The sequence below is a fragment of the Myxococcales bacterium genome, from assembly GCA_016717005.1.
In the GTDB taxonomy this organism is placed as follows: Bacteria; Myxococcota_A; Polyangia; order Haliangiales; family Haliangiaceae; genus UBA2376.
The window spans coordinates 408,086-434,170 of sequence record JADJUF010000008.1 but is presented as its reverse complement, the minus strand read 5'-3'; the positions used below and the strand labels follow the sequence as shown (position 1 = coordinate 434,170).

Annotated in this window: 19 protein-coding genes and 1 pseudogene; 11 read left to right on the top strand and 9 right to left on the bottom strand. The window is 71.8% G+C overall.

The features are described 5' to 3' along the window. Positions 1 to 5: 5 nt before the first annotated feature. Positions 6 to 1,402: pseudogene (locus IPL61_11635) on the top strand (amidophosphoribosyltransferase). A 114-nt stretch (positions 1,403 to 1,516) separates the two neighbouring features. Further along, positions 1,517 to 2,536, top strand: coding sequence for a peptide chain release factor 2 (prfB, locus tag IPL61_11630; GenBank protein ID MBK9031958.1), 1,020 nt, complete (start codon positions 1,517 to 1,519; stop codon positions 2,534 to 2,536). A gap of 177 nt (positions 2,537 to 2,713) precedes the next feature. Here the strand turns inward: prfB and IPL61_11625 are convergent, their stop codons facing one another. The 3 genes from IPL61_11625 to IPL61_11615 form a co-directional block, all read right to left on the bottom strand. Continuing rightward, positions 2,714 to 3,580 (bottom strand): hypothetical protein, encoded by an 867-nt coding sequence (locus IPL61_11625; GenBank protein MBK9031957.1) that lies wholly within the window; start codon positions 3,578 to 3,580, stop codon positions 2,714 to 2,716. Positions 3,581 to 3,659: 79 nt separating this feature from the next. Continuing rightward, the gene (locus IPL61_11620) at positions 3,660 to 4,802 is read right to left on the bottom strand and encodes a PLP-dependent transferase (protein ID MBK9031956.1); all 1,143 of its coding nucleotides are present in this window, start codon (positions 4,800 to 4,802) and stop codon (positions 3,660 to 3,662) included. Continuing rightward, positions 4,799 to 6,280 carry a thioredoxin family protein gene (locus IPL61_11615; GenBank protein ID MBK9031955.1) on the bottom strand — a complete coding sequence of 494 codons (1,482 nt, stop codon included), beginning with the start codon at positions 6,278 to 6,280 and terminating at the stop codon, positions 4,799 to 4,801. The genes IPL61_11620 and IPL61_11615 overlap by 4 nt, the downstream gene beginning before the upstream one ends. An 82-nt stretch (positions 6,281 to 6,362) precedes the next feature. Between IPL61_11615 and IPL61_11610 the strand changes: the two genes are divergently transcribed. The 8 genes from IPL61_11610 to genX all read left to right on the top strand — a co-directional run bounded on the left by IPL61_11610 (position 6,363) and on the right by genX (position 16,633). After that, entirely contained in the window at positions 6,363 to 8,027 is a 1,665-nt protein-coding gene (locus IPL61_11610) for a lysine--tRNA ligase (GenBank protein ID MBK9031954.1), read from the top strand. A 39-nt stretch (positions 8,028 to 8,066) separates the two neighbouring features. Beyond that, positions 8,067 to 9,773: an ABC transporter permease gene (locus tag IPL61_11605; protein MBK9031953.1), complete on the top strand. Its 1,707-nt coding sequence runs from the start codon at positions 8,067 to 8,069 to the stop codon at positions 9,771 to 9,773. 272 nt (positions 9,774 to 10,045) lie between these two features. Then, a complete protein-coding gene (locus tag IPL61_11600) occupies positions 10,046 to 10,576 on the top strand; it encodes a hypothetical protein (GenBank protein MBK9031952.1) in 531 nt (176 codons plus the stop codon). Between the two features lie 228 nt (positions 10,577 to 10,804). Continuing rightward, the gene (locus IPL61_11595) at positions 10,805 to 11,491 is read left to right on the top strand and encodes an ABC transporter ATP-binding protein (protein ID MBK9031951.1); all 687 of its coding nucleotides are present in this window, start codon (positions 10,805 to 10,807) and stop codon (positions 11,489 to 11,491) included. Beyond that, positions 11,488 to 13,926 (top strand): outer membrane protein assembly factor BamA, encoded by a 2,439-nt coding sequence (bamA, locus tag IPL61_11590; GenBank protein ID MBK9031950.1) that lies wholly within the window; start codon positions 11,488 to 11,490, stop codon positions 13,924 to 13,926. The genes IPL61_11595 and bamA overlap by 4 nt, the downstream gene beginning before the upstream one ends. Positions 13,927 to 14,217: 291 nt before the next feature. Further along, entirely contained in the window at positions 14,218 to 14,760 is a 543-nt protein-coding gene (locus IPL61_11585; GenBank protein ID MBK9031949.1) for an OmpH family outer membrane protein, read from the top strand. A 113-nt stretch (positions 14,761 to 14,873) separates the two neighbouring features. Continuing rightward, complete coding sequence (gene efp / locus IPL61_11580; protein MBK9031948.1) at positions 14,874 to 15,440, top strand: elongation factor P; 567 nt, start codon at positions 14,874 to 14,876, stop codon at positions 15,438 to 15,440. A 257-nt stretch (positions 15,441 to 15,697) separates the two neighbouring features. Then, the gene (genX, locus tag IPL61_11575) at positions 15,698 to 16,633 is read left to right on the top strand and encodes an EF-P lysine aminoacylase GenX (GenBank protein MBK9031947.1); all 936 of its coding nucleotides are present in this window, start codon (positions 15,698 to 15,700) and stop codon (positions 16,631 to 16,633) included. Positions 16,634 to 16,656: 23 nt separating this feature from the next. Here the strand turns inward: genX and IPL61_11570 are convergent, their stop codons facing one another. Next, on the bottom strand, positions 16,657 to 18,885 hold the full coding sequence (locus IPL61_11570) for a response regulator (GenBank protein ID MBK9031946.1): 2,229 nt from the start codon (positions 18,883 to 18,885) through the stop codon (positions 16,657 to 16,659). Next, complete coding sequence (locus tag IPL61_11565) at positions 18,878 to 19,384, bottom strand: chemotaxis protein CheW (GenBank protein ID MBK9031945.1); 507 nt, start codon at positions 19,382 to 19,384, stop codon at positions 18,878 to 18,880. The genes IPL61_11570 and IPL61_11565 overlap by 8 nt, the downstream gene beginning before the upstream one ends. Positions 19,385 to 19,434: 50 nt before the next feature. Between IPL61_11565 and IPL61_11560 the strand changes: the two genes are divergently transcribed. Continuing rightward, positions 19,435 to 20,403, top strand: a complete 969-nt coding sequence (locus IPL61_11560; protein ID MBK9031944.1) for a hypothetical protein — start codon at positions 19,435 to 19,437, stop codon at positions 20,401 to 20,403. A 316-nt stretch (positions 20,404 to 20,719) separates the two neighbouring features. On the opposite strand, the gene IPL61_11555 is transcribed toward IPL61_11560, so the two are convergent. The 4 genes from IPL61_11555 to plsX all read right to left on the bottom strand — a co-directional run bounded on the left by IPL61_11555 (position 20,720) and on the right by plsX (position 26,044). Next, complete coding sequence (locus IPL61_11555) at positions 20,720 to 22,261, bottom strand: protein kinase (GenBank protein MBK9031943.1); 1,542 nt, start codon at positions 22,259 to 22,261, stop codon at positions 20,720 to 20,722. Positions 22,262 to 22,333: 72 nt separating this feature from the next. Continuing rightward, complete coding sequence (locus IPL61_11550; GenBank protein MBK9031942.1) at positions 22,334 to 23,827, bottom strand: serine/threonine protein kinase; 1,494 nt, start codon at positions 23,825 to 23,827, stop codon at positions 22,334 to 22,336. Positions 23,828 to 23,954: 127 nt separating this feature from the next. After that, complete coding sequence (locus IPL61_11545; GenBank protein MBK9031941.1) at positions 23,955 to 25,001, bottom strand: hypothetical protein; 1,047 nt, start codon at positions 24,999 to 25,001, stop codon at positions 23,955 to 23,957. Beyond that, positions 24,998 to 26,044, bottom strand: coding sequence for a phosphate acyltransferase PlsX (gene plsX, locus IPL61_11540; GenBank protein ID MBK9031940.1), 1,047 nt, complete (start codon positions 26,042 to 26,044; stop codon positions 24,998 to 25,000). Before plsX ends, IPL61_11545 begins: the two co-directional genes overlap by 4 nt. Positions 26,045 to 26,085 lie beyond the last annotated feature (41 nt).

Sequence of the window (26,085 nt, the reverse complement as noted above, 5' to 3'; positions counted from 1 at the left end):
ACCCCATGTGCGGCGTCTTCGGCATCCACGGTCATGACGAGGCGGCCAACCTGGCGTACCTCGGCCTCCACGCCCTCCAGCACCGCGGCCAGGAGTCTGCGGGGATCGTCGCGGGCGAGAAGGCCTCCGGCGCCACGTCGGCATGGGCCTGGTGACCGACGTCTTCGACGAGAAGACCCTGGCCCGGCTGCCCGGACGCGCGGCGATCGGCCAGACCCGGTACTCGACCGCGGGCGGCTCCGAGATCCGCAACGCCCAGCCGTTCCTGTTCGACTACGCCGGCGGGTCGGTGGCCATCGCCCACAACGGCAACCTGGTCAACGCCGAGGACCTGCGCACGCGGCTCGAGGCGTCCGGCTCGATCTTCCAGACGACCAGCGACACCGAGTGCATCGTCCACCTGATGGCCAAGGTGCCGGAGTTCGACCTGGTCGCCCGGCTGATCGCCGCCCTGCGCCAGGTCACCGGGGCCTACTCACTGGTGCTGCTGGCCGACGGCAAGCTGATCGGCGTGCGCGACCCCCACGGCTTCCGGCCGCTGGTGATCGGTCGGTTCAAGGACAGCTACGTGCTGTCGTCGGAGACCAGCTCGTTCGATCTGATCGAGGCCGAGTACATCCGCGACGTCGAGCCGGGCGAGATGGTGGTCATCGACGAGCGCGGCCTGACCAGCCACCGGGTCCAGCCCGAGCCCGTCGAGAACAAGTTCTGCGTGTTCGAGCACGTCTACTTCGCGCGCCCCGACAGCCTCGTCAACGGCAAGTCGGTCTACCGGGCCCGCGAGCGCATGGGCGTGCGGCTGGCGATCGAGCAGCCGGCCGAGGCCGACGTGGTGATCCCGGTGCCCGACTCCGGCGTCCCCGCGGCGATCGGCTACGCCAAGCAGGCCGGCATCCCGTTCGAGATGGGCCTCATCCGCTCGCACTACGTGGGGCGGACGTTCATCGAGCCCCAGGACTCGATCCGCCACTTCGGCGTGCGCCTGAAGCTGTCGCCGGTGCGCAGCGTCGTCGACGGCAAGCGCGTGGTCGTCGTCGACGACTCGCTGGTGCGCGGCACGACCTCGCGCAAGATCGTCAAGATGCTGCGGGCGGCCGGGGCCAAGGAGATCCACCTCCGGATCAGCGCGCCCCCGACCACGCACCCGTGCTTCTACGGGATCGACACCCCGACCCGCAGCGAGCTGGTCGCGGCCTCGCACTCGATCGAGGAGATCGCCCGCTACGTCACCTGCGACTCGCTCGGCTACCTGTCCCACGACGGCCTGATGGGCGCGGTCGTGGTGCGCGAGCCCGGCCCGGTCAACGCCGGGGGCTACTGCTCGGCCTGCTTCACCGGCGAGTACCCGGTGCCGCTGGGCCGGCGCGCCGAGCTTGTGCCGCTGCGCCGCGACACGGTATAGGGTGCGCCATGCCGCTGACCACTGTCGACGTGCGCGAGGTCCGCGACCTCTTGAAGGAGCTCTCGGGCAAGGCCGAGTCGCTCCGGAGGTTACTTTGACCTCGAACCCAAGCGCCTGAAGATCGAGGAGCTGGAGTCGCTGGCCAACGCGCCGTCGTTCTGGAACGACCGCGAGCGGGCCCAGGCGATCACCAAGCAGACCAAGTCGCTCAAGTCGCTGGTGTCGGCCTACGACAACCAGATGCGGGCGCTGTCGGACGCCGAGATCCTGCTCGAGCTGGCCGACGAGGCCAGCGACGAGGCCACCGGCCAGGAGGCGGTCGCCGCCGCCAAGGCGGTGAGCGCCGCGCTCGACGACCTCGAGTTCCGGCGGATGCTCTCGGGCGAGTTCGACGGCCAGGGCGCGATCGTCCAGATCCAGGCCGGCGCCGGCGGCGTCGACGCCTCGGACTGGGCCCAGATGTTGATGCGCATGATCATGCGCTACGCCGAGCGCAAGGGCTGGAAGACCGAGGTCGTCGACGAGCAGCCGGCCGAGGAGGCCGGCATCAAGGGCGCGACGATGATCATCACCGGCGAGAACGCGTTCGGCCTGCTCAAGGCCGAGAACGGCGTCCACCGGCTGGTGCGGGTGTCGCCGTTCGATCAGCAGGGCCGGCGCCAGACCTCGTTCGCGTCGATGACGATCACCCCGGACATCGACGACGACATCGTCGTCGACATCAACACCGAGGACCTCAAGATCGACACCTACCGCGCCGGCGGCGCCGGCGGGCAGCACGTCAACAAGACCGACTCGGCGGTGCGCATCACCCACCTGCCGACCGGCATCGTCGTCCAGTGCCAGAACGAGCGCAGCCAGCACTCGAACAAGGCCAAGGCGATGAAGATGCTGAGCGCGCGCATGTACGAGCTCGAGGTCTCCAAGCGCGAGGCCAAGGCGGCCGAGGAGGCCAAGGCCAAGCTCCGGATCGAGTGGGGCAGCCAGATCCGCAGCTACGTGCTGTTCCCGTACCAGCAGGTCAACGACCACCGCACCGAGGTCAAGACCAGCCAGGTCTCGGCCGTGCTCGACGGCGACCTCGACGAGCTGATCCGCACGTACCTGCTCCAGCGCGCCGGCGCGACCGCGTAGGCCTCGGGCGCTGGTGCACGGCGGGGGCGCGCGCGCGGACCCGCCGGGGCGGCGGCGTGGATGCGTGGTCGGCGCCGGCAGGACGCGCGCGGCCTGGCCGACCGGCGGCGGGCGGCGAGCGCGGTGATCAGCGCGCGTTCCTGGCCGACGCGGCGGGCGGCCGGGGCGGCGCGGTGATCAGCGCGCGCAGTAGGCCGGGAAGCTGGCGGGCAGGCCGGCCGCGGCGTAGGGCGACGGCCAGGCGCCGAACGGGTTGTCGGCGAAGAACTGCGCGACCGAGGGCGCGGCGTCGCGCGGGATCGCGTGGCCCGTGTTGTGGTTGCACAGCGCGGCGTAGTGACCGCCGTCGGTGAGCAGCGTGTAGAAGCGCATCGCCGCGTCCTGGAAGTCGACGTTGAAGACGTTGTCCGACGTGCCGCCGTAGAAGATCAGCGCGGCCGACTTGTTGTCGGGATCGAGCGGCGGCGGCGTGAAGATCGAGGGGACGCCGCCCGAGTAGGTCGCGACCGAGGCGATGTACGTGCCGCGCAGGAACGTCATGCCGGTCGTCTGCAGGCCGCCGGCGCTCATGCCCATCGAGTGGACGCGATCGGTGTCGATGCGGTTGGCCTGGGCCAGGCACGCGACGATCTCGTCGGCCACGAGGAAGTCGTCCTGGCGGGTGCTCTGGTTGACGATGAACCACGGGAACTGCCCGGCCGCGGGATCGGCCGCGGGCACCGCGATGACCGCGCCGGCGTCGACCAGCGCCTGCTGGGTGGCGCCGAGCGCGTAGGCGGCCTCGTCGGTGTTGCTGCCGGTGGCGTGCCAGTAGAGGATCAGCGGCCCGCGGGCGGCGCTGGGGCTGAGCGTCAGCTTGACCCGGCGCGGCGCGACGCCGCCGGGCGCGAACATCTGATCGCCCGTGACCAGCGGCGGGCAGGTGCCGGTCGGCGTCGGCACGAACGCGTGGACGGTCGAGCCGCTGTCGAGGCCGGCGTCGGCACCGGCGGAGGTGTCGTCGCCGCCGCAGGCGACCGCGGACACGAGGAGGAGGGCGATCACGGGCTGGCGCATGGCCGCGACTGGAGCACGGGCCGGAGCAGGTGGCCAGACCAGTCGCTCGATCGACCGTTGGCCGCTGCTAACCGAGTGCGGCGCGGAGATCGTCGATCAGCTCGCCGGGGTCCTCGAGGCCGATCGACAGGCGCAACAGATCGTGCGGCACCGGCGAGTCGGGTGGTTCGACCGACGCGCGGTGCTCGACCAGCGACTCGACGCCGCCGAGCGAGGTCGCGCGGGCGAACAACCGCAGCCGGCCGGCGACCGCGAGCGCGGCCTCGGCGCCGCCGGCGACCCGGAGCGACAGCATGCCGCCGAAGCCGTCGTGCAGCTGGCGCGCGGCGACCGCGTGGTGCGGGTGCGTGGGTAGGCCCGGGTAGAGCACGTCGACCAGCCCGGGGTGCCCGGCGAGCGCGGTCGCGACCGCGAGGGCGCCGGCGCTCTGGCGCCGGACCCGCACCGCCAGCGTGCGCATGCCGCGGTGGACCAGCCACGCCTCGAACGGCCCGAGCACCGCGCCGACGTCGTGGCGGTGCGCGCGCAGCCGCTGCCAGGCCTCGTCGAGGGCGGCGGTCACCAGCGCGCCGGCGATCACGTCGGAGTGGCCGTTCAGGTACTTGGTGGCCGAGTGCATCACCAGATCGGCGCCGAGCGCGAGCGCCCGCAGGTGCACCGGCGTCGCCGCGGTCGCGTCGACCGCGACCCGCGCGCCGGCGGCGTGGGCCAGCGTGGCGATCGCGGCCACGTCGGCCACGTCCCAGGTCGGGTTGGCCGGCACCTCGAGCCACACCAGCCTCGTCGTGCCCGGGCGCAGCGCCGCCCGCACCGCGTCGGTGACGTGGGTGTCGACCAGATCGAGTCCCAGGCCGAAGCGCCGGCAGTGCTCGACCAGCCAGCCGCGCAGGCCCCAGTACATCATCCGCGGCGCGATCACGTGGTCGCCGGGCGCGAGCGCCTGGATCACGGCGGTCGCCGCGGCCATCCCCGACGCGAACATCATCGCCTCGGGCCCGCCCTCGAGCGCCGCCAGCAGCGCCTCGGCCGGCCGCGAGGTCGGGTTGTCGTCGCGGCTGTAGGCGGCGCGGGTCGGCAGCTGGTAGGCCGGGTCGCGCGCGTAGGTCGTCGACACGCGGATCGGCGGCACCACCTCGCCGTAGGCCGGATCGATCGGGGCTCCGCCTTGCGCCAGGATCGTGTCGATCGACGCCGCGCGATCGATCGTCATGGGTCAGCGCGCTCCGGTTCCGGTTCCGGCTCCGGTTCCGGCCCGGTCCGGTCCGGCGGCCCGGTTCCGGTCATCGCCGCGAGGTCCGCGCGCGCCTTGGCCAGGTTCTCGGGCTGCGCCATCTCGGGCGGCAGCGCCGCGAGCGTCGCCACCAGTCCCTCGCGCGCGGCCCGCTCGGCGGCGCCGTCGCCCAGCGCCTTGCACGCCTCGACCACCAGGTTCGCGACGCGGACCTTGCGCGGCCCGTAGGCCTTGCCGAGCGCGTCCTCGGCCCAGCGCTTGGCCTCGGCGGCCTGGCCCATCCGTAGGTACACCCACGCCAGGCGGTAGGGCGGGTCGTACTCGGTCGGCAGATCCTTGGTCGACTGCTCGAGCGCCGGCACGATCTCCGCGCCCTTGCCGAGGAACACGTAGACCTCGGCCCGGTGCCAGTTGTAGGTCATCGCCACCGCCGGCGAGCCGGCCTTGGCGGCGGCGTCGTCGAGCAGCGCCGCCTGGCGCGTCGCCACCGCGCGCGCGTCGTCGGTGCGGCCGAGGGCGCCGAGCGCCTCGCGCAGGTTGAGCATGAGATCGCTGCGGTCGTCGAGCGACAGCGGCGCGTCGGCCTGGGCGTCGAGCGCGCCGAGCACGCTGACCGCCCGCTCGCGCAGCGCCTTGGCCGCGGCCGGGTCGGCGCCCTCGGCGTCGGCGCAGGCCAGGGCCCAGACCAGGAAGTCGGTGGCGTTGGCGCTCGCGCCGGTCTGGCCGGCGGCGCTCGTGCCCAGCGCCAGGCAGCCGGCGACGTCGCCGGCCTTCTGCCGCGCCGCGATCTGGGCGACCAGCACGTCGGGCCGGCGCGGCCAGTCGGCCGGCGCCGCGGCCAGCGCGCCCGCGTACGCGGCCTCGGCCGCGGCCCAGTCCTTGGCGCTGGCGGCGACGTCGCCGGCCCGGACCTGGGCCAGCAGGGGATCGAGCGCCGCGCCGCCGCGGCTGGCCAGGACCGCGCGCTCGCCGTCGGTGAGGAACTGCCGGAACTGCGGCGCCGCGGCCGCGCCCAGCCAGCGGGCGGCGATGCTCTCGTCGGCGGCGTCGAGGACGAAGTACGTGGGCCAGTTCTGCAGCGCGAACGTTCCGACCGCGGCCGCGTTGGCCTCGCGATCGGTGTCGAGGGCGAGCCAGACGAACCGATCGGCCAGCGGCGCCAGCGACGGATCGATCAGCACGGTCGCGCTCATCGACAGGCACGTGTGGCACCACGGCGCCCACATGTCGATCACCAGCGGGCGGTGCGACGCGCGCGCGCACGCCAGCGCCGCGGGGTAGTCGTCCTCGAACCAGCGCAGCGGGCCCTTGGCGTCGGGCCCGGCGCAGGTCGCGGCGGCCGTGGTCCCCGCGGTGCCCGACCCCGATCCTGATCCAGGCCCGCCGCCGTCCTTCGCCTTGCCCTTGCATCCCACGCCGGCCAGGCCGGCCAGCGCGACCAACGCGATCGTCCTCATGGGGCGCGTGATAGCACGTTCTCGTGTAGGCTCCGCGGCCATGTCCGACGGGCCCAGCTACGAGTCCACCCTCGACCGCATCATGGCCGAGCGCCGGGCCAAGGCCGCCAAGCTCCGCGCCGCCGGCCGCGATCCGTACCGCAACGACTTCCGCCCGAGCCACACGGTGGCGGCGGTGCGCGCGCGCTACGAGCCGACCAAGCCGCCGCCGCCGGCCGCCGACGCGCCGCGCGACAAGGGCGCGCCGATCACGCCGATCGACGGCGAGGTCGTGCGGCTGGCCGGGCGCCTGGTCGCCAAGCGCGGTTTCGGCAAGACCGTGTTCGCGCCGATCCGCGACGGCGGCGTCGACATCCAGCTCTACCTCGCGATCGATCAGCTCGACGCCGACGACTTCGCGACGGTCGTGCCCGAGCTCGACGTCGGCGACATCGTCGGCGCCGAGGGCGCGGCGTTCTGGACCAAGCGCGGCGAGCTGAGCGTGCTCGTGACCCGGCTGTTCCTGCTGACCAAGGCGATCCGGCCGCTGCCCGACAAGTGGCACGGCCTGACCGACGTCGAGGCCCGCTACCGTCAGCGCTACGTCGACCTGGCGATCAGCCCCGACGTGCGCGAGGTGTTCGTCAAGCGCTCGAAGATCGTCGCCGGCATCCGCCGGTTCCTCGACCAGCGGGCGTTCCTCGAGGTCGAGACCCCGATGATGCACCCGATCATCGGCGGCGCCGCGGCGCGCCCGTTCATCACCCACCACAACGCGCTCGACATGCGCCTGTACATGCGCATCGCGCCCGAGCTGTACCTGAAGCGGCTGGTGGTCGGCGGGCTCGAGCGGGTCTACGAGATCAACCGCAACTTCCGCAACGAGGGGCTGTCGCGCCAGCACAACCCCGAGTTCACGATGCTCGAGTTCTACTGGGCCTACGCGGTCTACACCGACCTGATGGACCTGACCGAGGAGATGATCACCGGCCTGGCCGAGGAGATCTGCGGCGGCACCAAGCTGACCTGGGACGGCGTCGACCTCGACCTGGCCCGGCCGTGGCGCCGGATCACGATCAGGGACGCGGTCCACCAGCTCGGCGGGCTGTCGGCCGAGGACACCGCGGCGCTGTTCACCGATCCGGTCGCGGGCGCGGCGATCGCGCTGGCCCACGGCGTGCCGGCGGCCGACATCGTCCGGGTGCTGCTCGAGGGCGTGGCCGAGGGCGCGCGCGGCCTCGATCGCGCCGCGCTGACCGCCGAGCTCAGGGACGCCGCGACCGCGGCCGGGGTCGCGCCGCGGATCGTCGCCGGCTACCCGGCCGACGACGCCGGCCTGACCGCGCGGGTGCGCGCCGGCCACCTCGGCTACCTGGTGTTCGAGGCCACGGCCGAGGCCAAGCTGGTGCAGCCGACGTTCCTGTGCGAGTTCCCGCTGGCGGTGTCGCCGCTGGCGCGCAAGAGCGAGCGCGATCCGGCGTTCTGCGATCGGTTCGAGCTGTTCGTGGCCGGGCGCGAGATCGCCAACGGCTTCTCCGAGCTCAACGACCCCGACGATCAGCGCGCCCGGTTCCAGGCCCAGCAGCAGGCCAAGGCGGTCGGCGCCGACGAGGCGATGGACTACGACGAGGACTACTGCCGCGCGCTCGAGATCGGCATGCCGCCGACCGCGGGCGAGGGCATCGGCATCGATCGTCTGGCGATGATGCTGACCGGCGCCGCGTCGATCCGCGACGTGATCCTGTTCCCGCAGATGCGGGCCGAGTAGCGCGCCCGGGCCGGAAGTGGTACCGCCTAGGTCACCCGCATGAGCCGCAGCCGGTTCCAGATCTTCGTGGCGCTGCGCTATCTCATGGCGCACCCGATCCACGTCAGCTGGATCGCGGTGATCGTCGCGATCGTCGCGTTCGTGACGGGCGGCGCGCTGACCGCGGTCGGGCACTTCGTGCTCGAGGCGCCCAACCCGCGCTCGCTGATCGAGACCGGCTCGCCCTACCGTCAGGACGTCCTGTCGGCCGGGGCGATCGCGTTCGCGGTCAGCGGCGTGTGCGTCTACGTGTTCCTGATCCGGATCTTCTTCACGTTCTACTCGACCGTGTCGATCGTCGGGGTCTCGATCGGCTGCGCCGCGCTGGTCACGGTGCTGTCGGTCATGAACGGCTTCGAGGGCGACCTGCGGTCCAAGATCCTCGGCTCGAACGCCCACGTCCAGGTCTCGAAGGACGACGGCGAGTTCGTCGAGTGGGAAGAGGTCCGCGCGCGGATCGACCGGGTCCCGGGCGTGGTCGCGTCGACCCCGTTCGCCACCAGCGAGGTCGTGATCGCGGCCAACAGCAACTACTCGAACGTGGTCGTCAAGGGCATCGACGTCGCCAGCGCGGTCGAGGTGACGTCGCTGCGCAAGAGCCTCGACGACCCCGAGGCGCTCGACCGGCTCGAGCCCCTGGTCGGCGACGGCCCCGAGGCCCCGGCCGTGGCGCCGGCCGCGCCGCCGACCGGCGACGTGATCGACCCGGCGCCGGACGACCTGCCGAGCGCCGGCGATCCGATCGACTGGAGCGATCCGACCGCGGATCCGCCGGCGTTCGATCCGGCGCCGCCCGACTTCGCCGACGGCGCCGACGCCTTGCCCGACGCCGCGCCCCGGGACCTGTCCGAGGACGCGCCACCGCCGGAGCTCGGCGGCGGCGGCCGACCGCCGTCGCGGGTGTCGACGCTGTCGGGCGTGCTGGTCGGCAAGGAGCTGGTCAAGCAGATGCACCTGTTCACCGGCCAGGAGGTGCGGATGGTGTCGCCGCTGGCCGATCCGATGAACCCCGACGCCAACGGCACGCCGATCCCGTTCAACCGCGACTACCGGGTGGCCGGCCAGTTCTTCACCGGCATGTACGAGTACGACCTCAAGCTGGTCTACGTCACGCTCGACTCGCTGCAGCGGTTCCTGCGCCTGGGCGACGCGGTCGACGGCATCGAGGTGCGGATCAGCGATCCCGACGACGTCGACGCGCTGGTCAAGCGGATCTCGACGGAGATCGGCCCCGCGTACCACGTCCAGGGCTGGCGCGAGCTCAACCGCAACCTGTTCTCGGCCCTCAAGCTCGAGAAGATCGCGATGTTCATGATCCTCGCGATCATCATCATCGTCGCGTCGTTCTCGATCGTCGGCACGCTGATCATGACCGTGATCGAGAAGGCCCGGCAGATCGCGCTGCTCAAGACCCTGGGCGCTAGCGACCTCGGGATCGTCGCGGTGTTCGTGACCCAGGGCAGCCTGATCGGCTTCATCGGCGGCACGCTCGGCGTCGCGATCGGCCTGGGGCTGTGCGCCTGGCTCAAGGCGTTCGGGTTCCCGATCAACCCCGACGTCTACTACATCGACCGGCTGCCGGTGCAGATCGACCTCGCGACCGTGGGCCTGGTCTACATCGCGGCGCTGGTGATCAGCTTCGCCGCGACGATCTACCCGTCGGTGCTGGGCTCGCAGCTGCGGCCGGCCGTCGGCCTGAAGAAGTGACCGCCGCGATCCTGGCGGGCGATCCTTGCGGGGATCGCGCGGCGTCCGCCGCCGCCGCTCCCGGTCGAGGCCATGCGCGGCGCGACCGGCCGCTGGCGCCGTCCACGCCACGGGCACGATCCGGGCGCAGGATCGAGATCGACGCCGCTGCGGCAGGTGTGGCCGCCGCGACCACGTGTGCGGGCGACCGTGAACCAGGGGTCATGATCGCGCGGTAACCCGCCGTGACGACGGCGCGCCCGCGTGGCACGGCGGTTGCTCATGTCGAGGTCATGCGCCCCGCAGTCCTCCTCTCCGCGCTCCTCCCCGCGCTCCTCGCCGCCCCCGCGCTCGCCTCCGCTGGAACCTACGTCTCGCTCGGCATCGGCGGCTCGCCGAGCGGGCAGGGCGATCTCACCGTCGCCGCCTCGACCGGCGACAGCGACGTGCCGCAGCAGCGCATCGCGCTCGGCCACAGCCTGGGCCGCCTGGCCATCGAGGCCAGCGTCGGGCGCTTCGGCGTCGGCGCGGGCGACGCGATCGCCGCCGGCGCCCACGCCCGGCTGTCGGTGCCGCTCGACGGCAACTTCGGCGCCTACGGCCGGCTCGGTGTCGAGCGGGTCTGGCTGCGCGAGCTCGACCCGCGCTTCGGCGAGTCGGCCGACGGCATGGTGGCCGGCCTCGGGCTCGAGTACCGCCTGACCATGCCGCTGCTGGGCCAGGCCGCGATCTGGGCCGAGGTCAGCCAGGACGAGCTGACGTTCGCCGACGACTCCAAGGGCGGCGTGCGGCTGTGGACCCTGGGCGCGACCCTGGGGCTGTGACCGCCGTCGGCGATCTCGAGGCAACCCGGGGGCGTGAGTCGGGGTCCAATCGCGTTGACAGCCCCGGACCTGCCGACTAAGTTCCGGCGCCGCCTAGAGATTCGCGTGATCGACGACGCCTCGCCCCCCCCCACGACACCCCCGAGCGCCTCGAGCGCACCGCCCGTCGCGCCCGTCCCCGGCCCCCGCCGCGAGCGTGGCGTCGGCGCGCAGGTCGACATCGTCGGCATGGGCAAGGAGTACCTCCACGGCGGCCGCGTGCTGTCGGTGCTCAGCGGCGTCGAGATGCACCTCGCCGCGGGCGACATGGTCGCGGTGGTCGGCGCGTCGGGCGTCGGCAAGTCGACGTTCCTGCAGATCCTCGGCACGCTCGATCTGCCGACCCGGGGCTCGATCAAGTTCGACGGCGAGGAGCTCACGACGATGGGCCCCGAGCGCCTGGCGATGTTCCGCAATCGCAAGATCGGGTTCGTCTTCCAGTTCCACCACCTGCTGCCCGAGTTCACCGCGCTCGAGAACGTCATGATGCCCGGGCTGATCCAGCGCCTGCCCAAGCCGGCGGTGCGCGCCCGCGCCACCGACATCCTCGGGCGGGTCGGCCTGTCGCACCGCCTGACCCACAAGCCCTCGGAGCTGTCGGGCGGCGAGCAGCAGCGCGTCGCCCTGGCCCGCGCGATGGTGCTCGAGCCGGCCCTGCTCCTGGCCGACGAGCCCACCGGCAACCTCGACCGGCACACCGGCGAGGAGATCCACCAGCTGTTCGTCGAGCTGCATCGCGAGCGCGGGTCGACGCTCCTGGTCGTCACCCACAACCTCGAGCTGGCGCGCCTGATGCCCAGGACCCTGACCATGACCGACGGTGGTCGCTTGCACGACGCGGCGGCCACGCCGACCGCGACCGAGGCGGCGTCGTGAGCGTCCGCGCCCTGAGCCGCGTGCTCGTGATCGCCGCGCTGGCGGTGGCCGTGGCCGCGCCGGCCCTGGCCCAGCCCGTGGCCGACGACGCCGCCGACGTCATCCCGCGCCTGGCCGGGCGGCCGATCGACCGCATCCAGTTCCGCGGCAACCGCAAGGTCGAGGCCGACACGATCCGCCTGGCGCTGACCTCGAAGGTCGGCGCCACGATCGATCCGGCCAAGATCCGCGACGACGTGCGCGCGATGTGGAAGATGGGCTTCTTCTCCGACGTCGTGGTCGAGGCCGAGCTCGCCCCCGGCGGCGGCGCGATCCTGACCTTCGCGGTCAAGGAGAAGCCGTCGGTCCGCAAGATCCTGATCGACGGCGCCGGCGAGGTCGGGCTCGACAAGATCAACGAGGTGCTCGACCTCGACCGCGACACGATCCTCGACATCACCAAGGTCAAGGCCAACCGCGACAAGATCGCCGAGCTCTACAACCAGAAGGGCTACTACCTGGCGTCGATCGACTGGGAGGTCAAGCCGGTCAACGAGGCCGAGGTCGACGTCTGGTTCAAGGTCGACGAGCGGGCCAAGATCGAGATCCGCGGCGTCGACTTCATCGGCAACAAGAACATCTCCGACGACGAGCTCCGCAACTACATCGCGACCCGCAAGGGCGGGGCGATGTCGTTCCTGTCGGACTCGGGCACGTTCAACGAGGCCGACTTCGAGCGCGACCTGGTGATCATCAGCGCGCACTACTGGGACAAGGGCTACGCCGCGGTCAAGATCGGCACGCCGCGCCTGCAGCTGTCGCGCGACAAGAAGTACATGTACGTCGCGATCCCGATCGACGAGGGGCCGGTCTTCTCCTACAGCGACATCAAGTTCAAGGGCTCGCTGATCGGCGACGAGGCCCTGCACCGCAAGAAGCTGGTGTCCCACGCCCACGACCGCTTCAGCCGCTCGGGGCTGGCCGGCGACCGCGAGCGCCTCGCCAACTACTACATGGACCAGGGCTACGCGTACGCCAACGTGTCGCCGATGACGATCCCCAACATGAAGGACAACACCATCGAGCTGGTGTGGGAGATCGAGAGCGGCAAGAAGGCGTACTTCGAGCGCATCAACATCCGCGGCAACTCCAAGACCCGCGACAAGGTGATCCGGCGCGAGATGAAGATCGCCGAGGGCGAGCTGTACTCGTCGTCGAACCTCGAGGAGTCGAAGCGCCGCATCAACGCCTTGGGCTTCTTCGAGCGGGTCGAGGTCTCGACCGGCAAGGGCAGCTCCGACGAGCTGGTCGAGGTCAACGTCGAGGTCAGCGAGCGGCCCACCGGCACGTTCCAGATCGGCGCCGGGTTCTCGTCGGTCGAGAACTTCATCGCCCAGGCGCAGATCTCGCAGAACAACCTGTTCGGCCGCGGCCAGACGCTGGCGCTGCAGGCGCAGCTGTCGAGCCTGCGCCAGCTGTTCCTGCTGCGGTTCGTCGAGCCGTACTTCCTCGACACCCAGTGGACGTTCGCGTTCGACCTGTACAACCAGAGCCGCGCGTTCAACAACTTCTCGCGCAACGCCGCCGGCTTCAGCCTGACCTGGGGCTACCCGATCTCGTACGAGGCCCGGGCGTTCGTGACCTACAAGCTCGAGGACGTCGGCATCTCGACCGGCGGCAGCGGCTTCGCGTCGCTGGGGCCGATCCGGCAGCCGATCTCCAACCAGCAGGTCGCGAACCTGTTCCGCGGCGGCGTGACCTCGTCGGTCCGGGCCTCGCTGCAGTGGGACTCGCGCAACAACCGCCTGTTCCCCACCGGCGGCTGGTACGACAACGCCTTCATCGAGTACGCCGACAAGTACACCGGCTCGGAGAACGTGTTCTGGCGCTGGGGCGGCTTCCTCCGCCACTACCGCCAGCTCTGGGGCCCGTTCGTGCTGCACACCAACGCCGAGGTCGGGCTGACCACCTCGACCGACCCGCTGGGCGTGCCCATCAGCGAGCGCTACCTGATCGGCGGCATCTACGACGTCCGCGGCTTCAGCCCGCGCTCGCTCGGGCCGCGGCTCCAGACCGGCATCTCGCCCGACCAGGGCCTGTCGGAGCTGCCGCTGGGCGGCAACATGCAGGTCATCTGGAACAGCGAGGTCGAGTTCCCGCTGATCAAGCGCCTCGCGATCTCGGGCGTCGTCTTCTTCGACATGGGCAACGCCTACAACCTCGAGGCCCGCTACTGCAGCGGCCTGTCGAGCGTGACCACCAGCATCTCGCCCAAGTACGACCCGTGCTTCCGGTTCCCCGAGTCGCTCACCGAGGGCCTGCGCAAGTCGGTCGGGTTCGGGTTCCGGTGGTTCTCGCCGATCGGCCCGCTGCGGTTCGAGTGGGGCATCCCGCTCGACCGCCAGGGCAACGAGGACCCGCTGGTGTTCGAGTTCACGATCGGGAACTTCCTGTAGTGAGAGAGGGTTTTTCGAAAATACCCCAGGCAGGTGCAGGGGGGGCTCGGGTGGTCGAGCCAGGTGGGCTCTCCGTCGGAACCGCGCCCCCACCCGAAACGATCGGAGCGTGGCGCGTGAGGGTGGTGGTGACCTCGATTCGCGTAGGTGGTGGGCGTGGGGTGCGGGTGGCCTCGTCGACTGACCCGAGGTCGCGGGCCCCGGGGCCGGATCTGAATACGTCACGCTCGGTCCACGTCTGATTTGACCCCGCGCGGATTGCCGCGTAGTACCGCCCCGGAGGCTTCGTCCATGGCTCGTCCTGCTGGTTCGCTCCTGTCCAACCTCATCGGCTCGCTCGGCCTCGCGCTCGGCATCGGCCTGGTCTCGGCCCCGATGGTGGGCCTGGTCGGCGCCGCCCCGACCCCGGGCAAGATCGGCGTCATCGATCTCGAGAAGACGCTCTACGACACCAAGACCGGCAAGGCCGCCAGCGAGGCCTTCGACAAGACCCGCAAGACCAAGCAGGCCGAGCTCGACAAGAAGCAGAAGGACCTGCAGAAGGCCGCGGCCGAGCTCGACAAGCAGGCGGCGGTGCTCAAGCCCGACGTCCTGGCCCAGAAGAAGCAGGTGCTCGAGAAGCAGTTCGTCGAGCTGCAGCAGACCTACGTCAAGCTCGAGCGGACCCTGGCCGAGGAGCGGACCAAGCTGGTCCAGGAGGTCCTCAAGAAGGCCGGCCCGATCATCGAGCAGATCGCCAAGGACGAGGGCGTCATGGTGATCTTCGACCAGAGCGCGACCCTGTGGATCGACGGCTCGGTCGACCTGACCGCCCGGCTCAACGCCAAGATGTAGCCAGGGCGGGGCGGGGGCCTGTCCTTGCCGCCTCCGCGGGTTTGACAGCGAGCGGCCGCGTCGGGTAAACGAGCGGCCTCGCTTCGCGTGAGGCGATCAAAGGAACGCCGCCCATGTACGACACCTCCGATATCCGCAAGGGCCTCAAGGTCCTCCTCGATGGCAACCCGTACACGGTCGTCGAGTTCCAGTTCATCAAGCCGGGCAAGGGCGCGGCCTTCACGCGCACGCGGTTCAAGAACCTGCTCTCGGGCGCGGTGATCGAGCGCAACATCCGCTCGGGCGAGAAGCTCGAGCCGGCCAACGTCGAAGAGCGCACCATGCAGTACCTCTACAAGGAGGCCGACGACCTGGTGTTCATGGACGACAAGAGCTTCGAGCAGGTCCAGGTCCGCGCCGAGATGATCGGCGAGGCCGCCGACCTGATGAAGGACAACTTGCCGTGCACCGTGCTGTTCTTCAACGAGCGCCCGGTCGACGTGTCGCTGCCGACGTTCGTGCTGCTCGAGGTCACCGCCGCCGAGCCCGGCGTGCGCGGTGACACCTCGGGCAACGTGACCAAGTCGGCGACGGTCGAGACCGGCGGCACGGTGGCGGTGCCGCTGTTCATCAACATCGGCGACATGATCAAGATCGACACGCGCACCCACGAGTACGTCGAGCGCGTGAACAAGAAGTGAGCGGCGCCCCGACCGGGCCGATCCGCGGACGGGTCATCGCCAAGGACGGCGACGACGTCCTGGTCCGGACCGCCCGGGGCGACGTGCGGGTCAAGCACGCGACGGTCGCCCAGCCCGGCGACCTGGTCGAGCTCGACGGCGCCGGCGCGCCGCTGCGCCGCGTGCGCAAGTACCCGCGCACCGAGTATCCGCCGCGCGGGTCCGAGGTGGCACGGCTGGGGCCGGGGCGGCGCGGCAACCTGGCCGCGCGCGGGCGGATGATGGCGGCGCTGCGCGAGTTCTTCGCCAGCCGCGACTTCGTCGAGGTCGACACCCCGCTGGTGGTGCCGGCGCCCGGGCTCGAGGTCCACCTGGCCGCGATCCCGGCCGGCAACGGCTTCCTGATCACCTCGCCCGAGTACCAGATGAAGCGGCTCCTGGCCGGCGGCATGGAGCGCATCTACCAGGTGTGCAAGTGCTTCCGCGCCGGCGAGGACGGCGCCCACCACCAGCCCGAGTTCACGATGCTCGAGTGGTACCGCGCCTGGGACGACCTCGAGACCGTGGCCCGCGACACCGAGCAGCTGGTCGCCCACGTCGCGACCGCGGTCAACGGCCGGCCCCAGGTGAAGGTCGGCGGCCGGACGATCGCCGTCGACGGGCCGTGGCTGCGGATGACCGTGGCCGAGGCCATGTACGACCACGCCGGCGTGCTGGTGCGCGGCGACGAGACCGTGGCCGAGCTCGACGCCGCGGTCCGGGCCGCGGGCATCGATCCCGGCACCGCGACCCACTGGGACGACGTGTTCTTCAGCGCGTTCGTGGCCCGGGTCGAGCCGGCGCTGGCCGCGATCGATCGGCCGGTGCTCCTGGCCGACTGGCCCGCGCCGCTGGCGGCCCTGGCGCGGCGCAAGCACGGCAACCCGGCCGTGGTCGAGCGGTTCGAGGCCTACGTCGGCGGGATCGAGCTGGCCAACGCGTTCGGCGAGCTGACCGATCCGATCGAGCAGCGGGCCCGGTTCGAGGACGATCTCGGCGTCCGCCGGGCCCGGCGGCTGCCGCAGTACCCGATCGACGAGAAGCTGCTGGCGGCGCTGGCCGAGGGCCTGCCGCCGTCGGCCGGCATCGCGCTCGGCGTCGATCGCCTGGCCATGCTGGTCCTGGGCGCGGCGTCGATCCGCGACGTGCTCGCGTTCGCCAGCGGCGAGGTCTGAGCCGCGCGAGGTCCGGCGCCGCGTCAGCGGCCGTCGGCGTAGAGGACCTCGAGCAGCTTGCGGCGGGTGACCGGCTTGGCGATCAGGCCGCGCACGCCGAGATCGCGGGCGCGGCGGCGGTGCTCGGGGCTGACCCGCGACGACACGATCACGATCGGGGTCTCGGTCGTGCGGCGGTCGCCGCGCAGCCGGCCGATCAGCTCGAGCCCGCCCATGCGCGGCATCTCGAGATCGGTGACGATCAGATCGTAGTGGAGCTCCTGGGCCAGGGCCCAGGCCCGGGCGCCGTCCTCGGCGGTGTCGACGATCCAGCCCTCGCGGGCCAGCATCGACATCAGCGCCTCGCGGATCGCGCGCGAGTCGTCGACCACCAGCGCGCGGCCCGACAGCGACGCCCGGACCGGCTCGGCGATCGCCGCGTCGGTGAGCGTGTGGCCGGGGTAGGCGGCGCGGACCAGGGCCGCGGGGTCGAGGATCAGCTGGACCTTGCCCGAGCCGCTGATCGTGGCGCCGGCGTAGAGCGGCAGCGGCGCCAGCAGCGGGCCGAGCTGCTTGACGACGATCTCGCGCGGGCCGATGACCTTGTCGATCACGCACACGAGCCGCTTGTCGGCGTAGGCCAGGACCACCGCCGGGCGCCGGGCCGGGGCGTCGCCGCCGCCGCCGGTCGGGGTGGCGAGCAGCAGGGTCAGGTCGACGATCGGCACGCGGTCGTCGCCGACCGGCCACGTGCCGGCGCCGGTGTCGACGGTGATCACGTCGATGACCTGGGCGTTGGGCAGCGCGTAGACCTGGCCGTGGACCTTGAACAGCATCGCGTGGGTGACCGCGGTCGAGACCGGCAGGCGCAGCGTGAACGTGGTGCCGCGGCCCGGCGTCGACGACATCCGGATCTCGCCGCCGAGCCGGGCGATGGTCTCGCGCACGAGGTCGAGCCCGACGCCGCGGCCGGCCAGCTCGTCGGCCTCGTCGCGGCTCGACACGCCCGGGTCGAACAGCGCCGCGACCACGTCGTCGTCCGACGCCAGCGCCGCCCGGGCCGCGGTCCAGCGGCCGCGCTCGACCAGCCGCTCGCGCAGCTTCCGGGCGTCGACGCCGCGGCCGTCGTCGGCGACCTCGATCACGATCAGGTTGCCCTCGGCGCGCGCGGCGATCTGGATGACGCCGACCGCGGCCTTGCCGCGCAGCACCCGCTCGGCCGGCGGCTCGATGCCGTGGGCCACCGCGTTGCGCAGGATCTGGATCAGCGGATCGGTGACCTTCTCGGCGACGGTCTTGTCGAACTCGGTGTCCTCGCCGCGGGTGCGCAGCTCGACCTTGGCGCCGGTGGTGCGGGCGGCGGCGCGCAGGGCCCGGGCCAGCTGCGCGAACAGGGCCCGGGCGGTCTGCATGCGGACCCGGGTCAGGCCGCGCTGCAGATCGCCGAGCGTGCGGCGCATGGCCTCGGTCTCGTCGAGCAGGGCCGCGCTGGTCTGGGCCAGCTGGGTCGCGAGCGTGGCGATCTGGCCCTCGATGCCGCGCAGCGCCGGGTCCTCGCCGCCGGCCAGGTGATCGCGCAGGTCCTGGCGCGCGCGCCCGAGGTCGCGGGTCAGCGTGCGCATGAGCTGGACCCGGCGCTCGATCCGGTTGCGATCGAACAGGAGCTCGCCGGCGGCGGACATCAGCTCGTCGACCCGCTCGGGCTCGACCCGGAGCAGGGTGCGGGCGTCGTGGGAGCCCGACAGGTCGGCGGTCGTCAGGCTGGCGGTGCCGGAGATGTCGGACTCGTCAGCGACGGTGCCGTCGGACTGCAGCGCCCGGAGCGGCCCGGTGTCGTCGTCGCGGGTCGCGCGGCGGCTGCGCGGGCTCTCGGCCCAGGGCGCCAGCAGCTCGCGCACCCGGCTGGCCAGGCCGGCCGCGACCAGCGGATCGGCGTGGGCGTCGATGTGGGCGCGCAGCCCGTCGACGATCTCGACCACCGCGTCGCCGAACGCCGGGGTCCACGGCCGCTGGCCGTTGCGGATGATCGCCAGCGCGCCCTCGAGCGCGTGGGTCAGCTCGACCACGTCGGCCAGGCCGACCGTGCCGGCCGCGCCCTTGAGCGTGTGCGTGAGGCGCATCATGTCGAGGACCGACTCGACCGAGCCGGCGCCCGCGCCCTGGGCCCGGGTCGTGACCTGCTCGAGGCCCTCGTGGGCCTCGTCGCGGAACAGCTGGCGCAGCATGGCCAGCTCGTCCGGGTCGAAGTCGGCGAGCAGATCGCGATCAGCCAAGCGTGGTGTCCCCGTCGAACGCGACCCGGAGCCGCGCGCCGGTGGTGGGATCGCGAGGCAGCACCGGGGCGTCCTCGGGGTCGTCGCCGCGGACCGCGTTGGCCTCGGCGATGGCCTGCCGCACCAGCGCCGGCGGATCGATCAGGGCGATCGTGCGGCCGCGGCCGTCGACGACCGAGGTGGGCGTACCGACCGGCAGGGTCGCGACCTCCTCGACCTTGTCGACCCGCAGCGCCGCGGTGACCCCGTCGATCTCGACCAGCAGCGCCGAGTCGCCCTGCCGGGGTTGGCCGCTGGCGCCGGCGTGGCCGAGCGCGGCGATGTCGAGGACCGGCACCAGGTGGCCGCGGTGGTTGAAGGCCCCGGCGATGCCGGGCGGAGCGGTCGGCACCGAGGTCACGAACCCGAGCGTGATGACCTCGCGGACCCAGCGCAGCTCGGCCGCGTGGCGGGCTCCGGCGAGTGTGAAGACGATCACATTTCTGAGTTCGTCCGCCACGGGTGATATCAGCATATGCGCAACCGCGCGATCGCGTACACTCGCTGGCCATGAAGTCCAGCTGCGTCGGCGCCTCACTCCTGTCCCTGGTCATGTTCTCGGCGTGTGGCGGTGGCGATGGTGACTCACCGATCGACGCGCCGGGGACCACCGACGACGGCGGCACCCAGGTCGACGCCGACATCCCGGCCGGGTACACCCGCCTGATCGGTCGCACCTGGACCCTGCCCGGCGGCCAGCCCGACACGTACAAGTGCGCCCGCCTGACGATGACCCAGGACGTCTACATCACGGGCTTCCGGGCCCAGGCGCCCCAGGGCACGCACCACACGGTGCTCAGCATCGCCACCAACGGCAACACCCAGGGCCCCGACGGCGAGTACGACTGCAGCGTCGGCACGCTCGGCCTGAAGATGCTGTACGCGTCGGGCGTCGGCACCTCGGACTACGACTTCCCCGCGGGCGTGGCCGTCAAGGTCCGCGCCGGCGAGCAGGTCCACCTCAACCTGCACCTCTACAACACCTCGGATCAGCCGATCACGGGCGACTCCGGCATCCTCGTCAAGACCGTCCCGACCGAGCCGGCCAACCTGGCCGAGTTCGTGTTCGCCGGGAAGTTCCTGTTCCAGATCCCCAACAACGCCGCGCCGTACACCGTGACCGGCGGCTGCACGATCGCGTCGGGGCGCAACTACCAGCTGTTCGCGGTGTGGCCGCACATGCACCAGCTCGCGACCCACCAGAAGGTCACGCACATCCGCGGCGGTACGCCGACGGTGCTCCACGACGACGCGTTCCGCTTCGGCGAGCAGAACTTCTACCAGCAGTCGCCCGAGCTCAACGTCGTCGGCGGCGATCAGATCCGGGTCGAGTGCACCTACGAGAACACCACCGGCCACGCCGTCCCGTTCGGCGACAGCTCGGACTCCGAGATGTGCTTCGCCGGCCTCTACCGCTACCCGGCGACCGGCTCGAACTTGTTCGAGTGTACCGACAACCCGACCGGCGCCGGCCTCTAGCCTACCGTGCTTCGGTCCACCGGACCGGCTGCGGGGCCCATGGGTGCGTTGGTGGGCGTTCTGGTAGGCGAGGCGGGCGGAGTCGACGCCGAAGTGGACGTCGCAACCGAGAGGAACAGTGGTCGGGATCCGGTTCCGGTATCCGGGTTGGTGGAGGGCTCGCCGATCGAGGTCTAGCTGGACCGCGCGAGGAGGCCCATGGGCAAGGCGGTGGGAGGGCCCCACGCCGGAGCGTACGTCTGTACGTGAGGACGTGGGAGGGCCCCACCAACGCAGGCCATGGGCCCCGCAGCCGGTCCGCCCGCTCACCCTCCCTCTATCGGCGGAAGAGCTTGTCCCAGGCCCGGCGCACGCCGCCCGGCTTTTTCGGCGGGGCGTAGTTGTCGTTCTGGTAGGCGAGGCGGGCCGAGGGGTCGACGCCGAAGTGGACGTACAGCGAGAACAGGTCGTGGACCATCTGCGAGATGCCGGTGGTGCGGAGGTCCCACGACGCGCAGTAGCTGTCGGGCTTGTTGCGGACCATGGCCTTGCCGATGATCATCATGATCGTCGGATCGATCAGCTCGCCGTTGCCGTCGAGGTAGTGCTTGTACGAGAAGAACCGGTCCTCGGGCGCCAGCTCCATGCCCTGGCCGTCGGCGCGGGGCGCGCGCAGGTTGGTGATGGTCCGGTACTCGTGGTCGACGTACGACGCGACGGTGTTGGTGTCGTCCTTCTTGTCGTACTCGACGAACTTGCGGAACGCGTCCGACAGGTTCTTGGGGTTGGCGTAGGCGCCGCTGACCAGGTAGTAGAACAGCGCGCCGAGCGAGTAGATGTCGGCCGGCCGGCCGACGCTCTTGACCACGCGGCCGCGGACGTTGGTCTCGCTGGGCTCGGCGAACGGCCGGTTGAGCAGGATCTTCTTGCGGACCCGGTCGGCGCCGACGATCAGGTACTGCTCGGGCCGGTTGAACAGCGAGAACACGTCGTTCTCATAGATGTCGATATAGAAGTCCTCGAAGAACTCGATCTCGGGCGAGCCCTGCGTCGCGTTGCACAGGACGTCGAACGTGTTGGTCTCCTGCTCGGGGCTCTGGAAGAACAGCGTCCCCGGCACGGCCTGGAACCGGGTCATCGACAGGTCGACGTCGGGGTCGGCGACCTTGCCGACGTTGAAGTCGGCCAGCTTGACCGTCATCTGCGAGCCGCGCAGGTTGGGGTCGGGCAGCCGGATCAGGATGTTCGCCGGCTTGATGTCGCGGTGGACCGTGTCGCGGACCAGGTGCGCGTACTCGATCGCCGTGGCGATCGGGATCAGATACTCGAGCACGCGGAAGATGCGCTCGCGCAGGGGCACCGCGAGCAGGTCGTCGCGGCGGCGCTTCTGCCGGGCGCCCTTGAGCCGCTCCTCGAGCGACATGTCGAGCAGCTCGAGCACCATGTAGTCGTTCTCGACCTTGTCGCGGATCGCCGGCGGGATGAACCCGGCGCTGTCGGCCTCGCCCGAGCCCAGCAGCTCGATGATGTTGGGGTGACCCTGGACCCGCTCCAGGATCTCCTTCTCCATCTGGAACCGCATCTGGTCCTCGCCGGAGACGCCCTTCTGCATGACCTTGATGGCGATCGGCCGCCGCAGCGTGGTCTTGGACTCGACCCAGCGCTCCTCGCCCAGGTAGGCCTTGGCGAACCGGCCCGAGCCCAGCTCGATCGGCAGGCCCTGATCGTCGACGACGAACGCGTAGACCCGCGACCGGGTCACGTACGGCGTGGCCTGGACCGCCGGCGTCGGCATGGAGGTGCCCGGCGAGGTCCGATCGTCGTAGTCCTCGAAGGTCGGCGCCGGCGCGGCCGCGTACTGGCTCGACGGCGGCGGCACCGACGGCCCCGGTCGCGGCGGCCCGCTCGGTGGCGAGCCCGGTGGAGGGGGAGGTGCGTTGGGCGCCATGGGTCAGGTGCGCCGGCGGGCCCGGCGGGGATCGGTCGCTGAATTATAGACCGGTGTGTAGACGAGCGCGCATTCGGCGCCGCCGCCGAAGTCGACCAGGATCGGATCGGGGCACTCCTCCAGGCTCACCGCGATCGACTCCTCACCGACCCGGAACACGGTGTGGCCGGCGGCGGGCAGGCCCAGCGACACCCGGACCCGGCCGCTGGCGGTGGTGCCGTGGCCGTACAGATCGAGCATGGCGTCGCCGTCGAGGTGGACGGCGACCGACGGCCGGCCGCCCTTCTTGCCGATGAACGACGACAGGCCCTTCACGTGGATCTGCCGGCGGCCGCCGATCGGCGGCAGCGAGGTGATCCGCAGCCGGGTCTTGCCGCCGAGGCCGGCGACGTCACCGGCGCCGTTGGTGAGCGCGACGAAGCTCCCCGCGCGCTGGGCCACCGCGAACGGGGCGCCGAGGCCGACGCGGCGCGGCGGCTGGGCCCGGGCCGGTCGAGGGCGGTCGGCCTCGTCGTCGGGCGCGCGCACCAGCTCGACCGGCGACGGCGCCCGGGCCGGCGCCTCGGGCAGCCGGTTGGTCGGCGCGGTGATCGGCTCGAACGCGTCGTGGAGCTCGAGCCCGAACTCGGCGGCGTCGTCGGGGCGCTCGTCGGGGTGGAACCGCAGCGCGCGCTGCAGGAGCGCGACCGCGGGCGCCGGCAGGTCGAGCGACGCCAGCGCCTCGGCGACCAGCTCGTCGGCGTGGCGGCGCTTGCGGTAGCTCTCGTACAGATCGTCGTCGGCGAAGATCGCCTGGCTGGTCAGCATGTACACGGTGACCAGGGCCAGCGAGTAGATGTCGGCGGCGGGCGTGACCCCCTGGCCGGCGAGCTGCTCGGGCGCGGCCCAGCTCGGCGAGTACATCGCCATGCGCTGCCCCGAGACCACCTGGGTGTCGCCGGCGCGCTCGGCCGGATCGGCGGTGGCGGCGCCCTCGTGCCACTTGGCGACGCCGAAGTCGGCGAGCTTGGCCAGGCGCGCGTTGCCGACCATCGCGAACAGGATGTTGTGGGGCTTCACGTCGCGGTGGACGATGCCGAGCGTGTGGGCCTCGGCCAGCGCGTCGCACATCGCGCGCGTGACCTTGAGCGCCTCGTCGGCGCGGAGCGGGCCGCGCTCGCGGACCTGGTGGGTCAGGGTGCCGCCGTTCATGTACTCGGACACGTGGAACGGCGTCGCCTCGCCGAGGTGGCCGAAGTCGTAGATGCGCAGCGTGTGCGGGTGGGTCAGCCGCGACAGCGCGAACGCCTCCTGCACGAAGTGCTCGTAGCTGGTCTGGGCGATGCCGACGTCGCCCGGCACCTTGGTGAACACCTTGATGCACACCGGCCGCGCCAGGCGCTCGTCCTTGCCGCGGTAGACCACGCTGTGGCCCCCGGTCGCGATGATCTCGAGCGCCCGGTAGCGCTCGAGCACCGCGTCGCCGAGCGCGAGCAGGGGCGATGCGGCGGCCGGCACGATCCCGAGCGTAACACCATGGCCCCAGCGCCGCGGCCGTCGTCGGTGACCTCGTCTTACGTCGTCCGGCCGGACCGCTGGTCCACGGCCCGTCAGCCCGGCCCGTACGGCGGGTGTCGCGAGCGGATCAATCGTGGCCGCGGCGGCGACGATCGCGGCGGCTGTCGTGCTCTTGGTCGACGAGCGCCACGTAGTCGAGCGGCTCGGGGTCCGACGACCAGGTCGGGGTCGGGGCCACGCGCAGCTCGCGGACGCGATCGGTGAACGCCCGGGCGATCGTGTCGAACGGGGGCAGGTCGGGGCGCGCGGCCAGCGAGCCGCCGCGGGCCAGGGCGCCGACCTCGTCGGCGAGGCGCAGCACGCTCTCGGTGGCGAGGCGGTTGCGGCGCATCAGGTCCTGGAGCGAGTTGGCGAGCGTCGCCAGCCGGTACTGGCCGGTGTCGAGCATCTCGAACGCCACGAACAGGAGCTGGCGCGCGTCGAGGACGCCGTCGCCGTAGAGCACCAGCGCCGCCTGGAAGTAGTTGAACACCGGCACCAGCCGCGGGCCATAGCGGCGGAAGCCCTGGGGCGGCGACCGGCGATCGAGGTGGATGATGATGCGCCGGACGACGTCGCCGGGCGGCGCCCGCCGGGCCAGCTCGACCGTGCGCAGGGTCTCGTCGTCGTAGGCGCGGGCCGAGCGCAGGATGCGCTCGAGGGTCTCGAGGTCGACCCGGCCCGCCAGCAGATCGGCGTACAGGCAGTAGACGATCGCGTCGGCCTCGGCGTCGTCACCGAACAGCGTCTCGGCCGGCGCCGGCGGCGACTTGCCGCGGCTCGCCAGCAGGGCCGGCAGCTTGTACGGGATCTGGGCGCGCAGCGCGCGGAACCGGCCGCGCAGGATGTTGCGCAGGTTGTTCTTCAGGACGAACTCGTCGTAGGCGACGCCGTCGAGCGCCAGCTTGGCCGCCAGCACCGTGCGCATCTGGGTCGGGCTGCCGCTGACGATGCACACCTTGTAGCCGTCGGTGTTCGATAGCGTGCGCAGCACCGCGGTCGCGCCGGGGTAGGCCTGCTTGTCGGCCGCGGTCTCGATCGCGCTCTTGACCAGGTCGCGGAAGCTGTCGAACTCGGTGCGCAGGTAGGTCTTGTCGAGATCCCACCGGAACACGTGGCGCGCGCGCGCGGTCACGGCGTGGGGGCCTGGCGGCGCCCCGACAGGTCGGCGAGGCCGCGCGCGATGTGGCCGCACAGATCGCCGGCCGCGGCCTTGCCCGCGACCTTGATCGCGTTGGTGATCGCGGGCGCGCTCGAGCGGCCGTGCGCCTTGATGAACGGGTGCTCGAGCCCGAGGAGCGGCGCGCCGCCGTACTGCTGCCAGTCGGTCACGGACTTGAGCTGGGTCAGCGCGCTCGACAGCGCCATCAGGCCGATGCGCCAGGCCAGCTTCTCCTTGTGGGCGTAGCGGGCCAGGCGCACGACGGTCTCGGACACGCCCTCGAGCATCTTCAGGACGACGTTGCCGACGAAGCCGTTGCAGACGATCACGTCGGCGACGCCGCGCGGGATGTCGAGGCCCTCGACGTTGCCGATGAAGTTGAGCTCGGTGGCCTCGAGCAGGATCTGGTGGGCCGCGACCACCGCCGCCGGGCCCTTGCCGGCCTCGGTGCCGTTGGACAGGAGCGCGACCCGCGGCCGGCGGTTGCGCGACACCAGCGTGGCGTAGGCCGCGCCCATGATCGCGAACGTGACCAGGTCCTCGGCGGTCGCGTCGATCGTGGCGCCGACGTCGAGGATCAGCGAGAACGGGTCGTTCTTCTCACCGCGGCGTAGCTCGGTCGGGAAGACCGACGCCAGGGCCGCGCGGCGGACGCCGGGGATCAGCTTCCACGTGCGCGCGCACGCCAGCACGCTGGCGCCGGTGTTGCCGGCCGAGACCAGCGCGTCGCCCTCGCCGGCGGCGACCAGCTGGGCCGCGACCAGGATCGAGGCGTCGGGCTTGGCGGCCAGGGCCTCGGACGGCTTGTCGTCCATGTCGACCACCTGGGCGGCGTGGTGGACCCGGACCCGGGCGCCGTCGTGGCGCAGGCGCGGCAGCGTGGCGCCGATCACCTCGGCGTCGCCGACCAGGATGATCTCGGCGTCGGGCAGGGCCAGCGACGCCTCGGCGGCACCCTTGACGATCTCCTCGGGGGCGTGATCCCCTCCCATCGCGTCGACGACGATCCGCTGCATCGGCGCGGGCATGATGGCACGGCCGGTCGCGCCGGGGAAGT

What these genes read in the sequence shown, in the direction of transcription:
- IPL61_11620 (MBK9031956.1), bottom strand. Translation starts at nt 4,802, where the DNA reads ATGACGATCGATCGCGCGGCGTCGATCGACACGATCCTGGCGCAAGGC.
- IPL61_11615 (MBK9031955.1), bottom strand. Translation starts at nt 6,280, where the DNA reads ATGAGGACGATCGCGTTGGTCGCGCTGGCCGGCCTGGCCGGCGTGGGA.
- IPL61_11610 (MBK9031954.1), top strand. Translation starts at nt 6,363, where the DNA reads ATGGCCGAGCGCCGGGCCAAGGCCGCCAAGCTCCGCGCCGCCGGCCGC.
- IPL61_11605 (MBK9031953.1), top strand. Translation starts at nt 8,067, where the DNA reads ATGAGCCGCAGCCGGTTCCAGATCTTCGTGGCGCTGCGCTATCTCATG.
- IPL61_11600 (MBK9031952.1), top strand. Translation starts at nt 10,046, where the DNA reads ATGCGCCCCGCAGTCCTCCTCTCCGCGCTCCTCCCCGCGCTCCTCGCC.
- IPL61_11595 (MBK9031951.1), top strand. Translation starts at nt 10,805, where the DNA reads ATGGGCAAGGAGTACCTCCACGGCGGCCGCGTGCTGTCGGTGCTCAGC.
- IPL61_11585 (MBK9031949.1), top strand. Translation starts at nt 14,218, where the DNA reads ATGGCTCGTCCTGCTGGTTCGCTCCTGTCCAACCTCATCGGCTCGCTC.
- efp (MBK9031948.1), top strand. Translation starts at nt 14,874, where the DNA reads ATGTACGACACCTCCGATATCCGCAAGGGCCTCAAGGTCCTCCTCGAT.
- genX (MBK9031947.1), top strand. Translation starts at nt 15,698, where the DNA reads ATGATGGCGGCGCTGCGCGAGTTCTTCGCCAGCCGCGACTTCGTCGAG.
- IPL61_11560 (MBK9031944.1), top strand. Translation starts at nt 19,435, where the DNA reads ATGAAGTCCAGCTGCGTCGGCGCCTCACTCCTGTCCCTGGTCATGTTC.
- plsX (MBK9031940.1), bottom strand. Translation starts at nt 26,044, where the DNA reads ATGCAGCGGATCGTCGTCGACGCGATGGGAGGGGATCACGCCCCCGAG.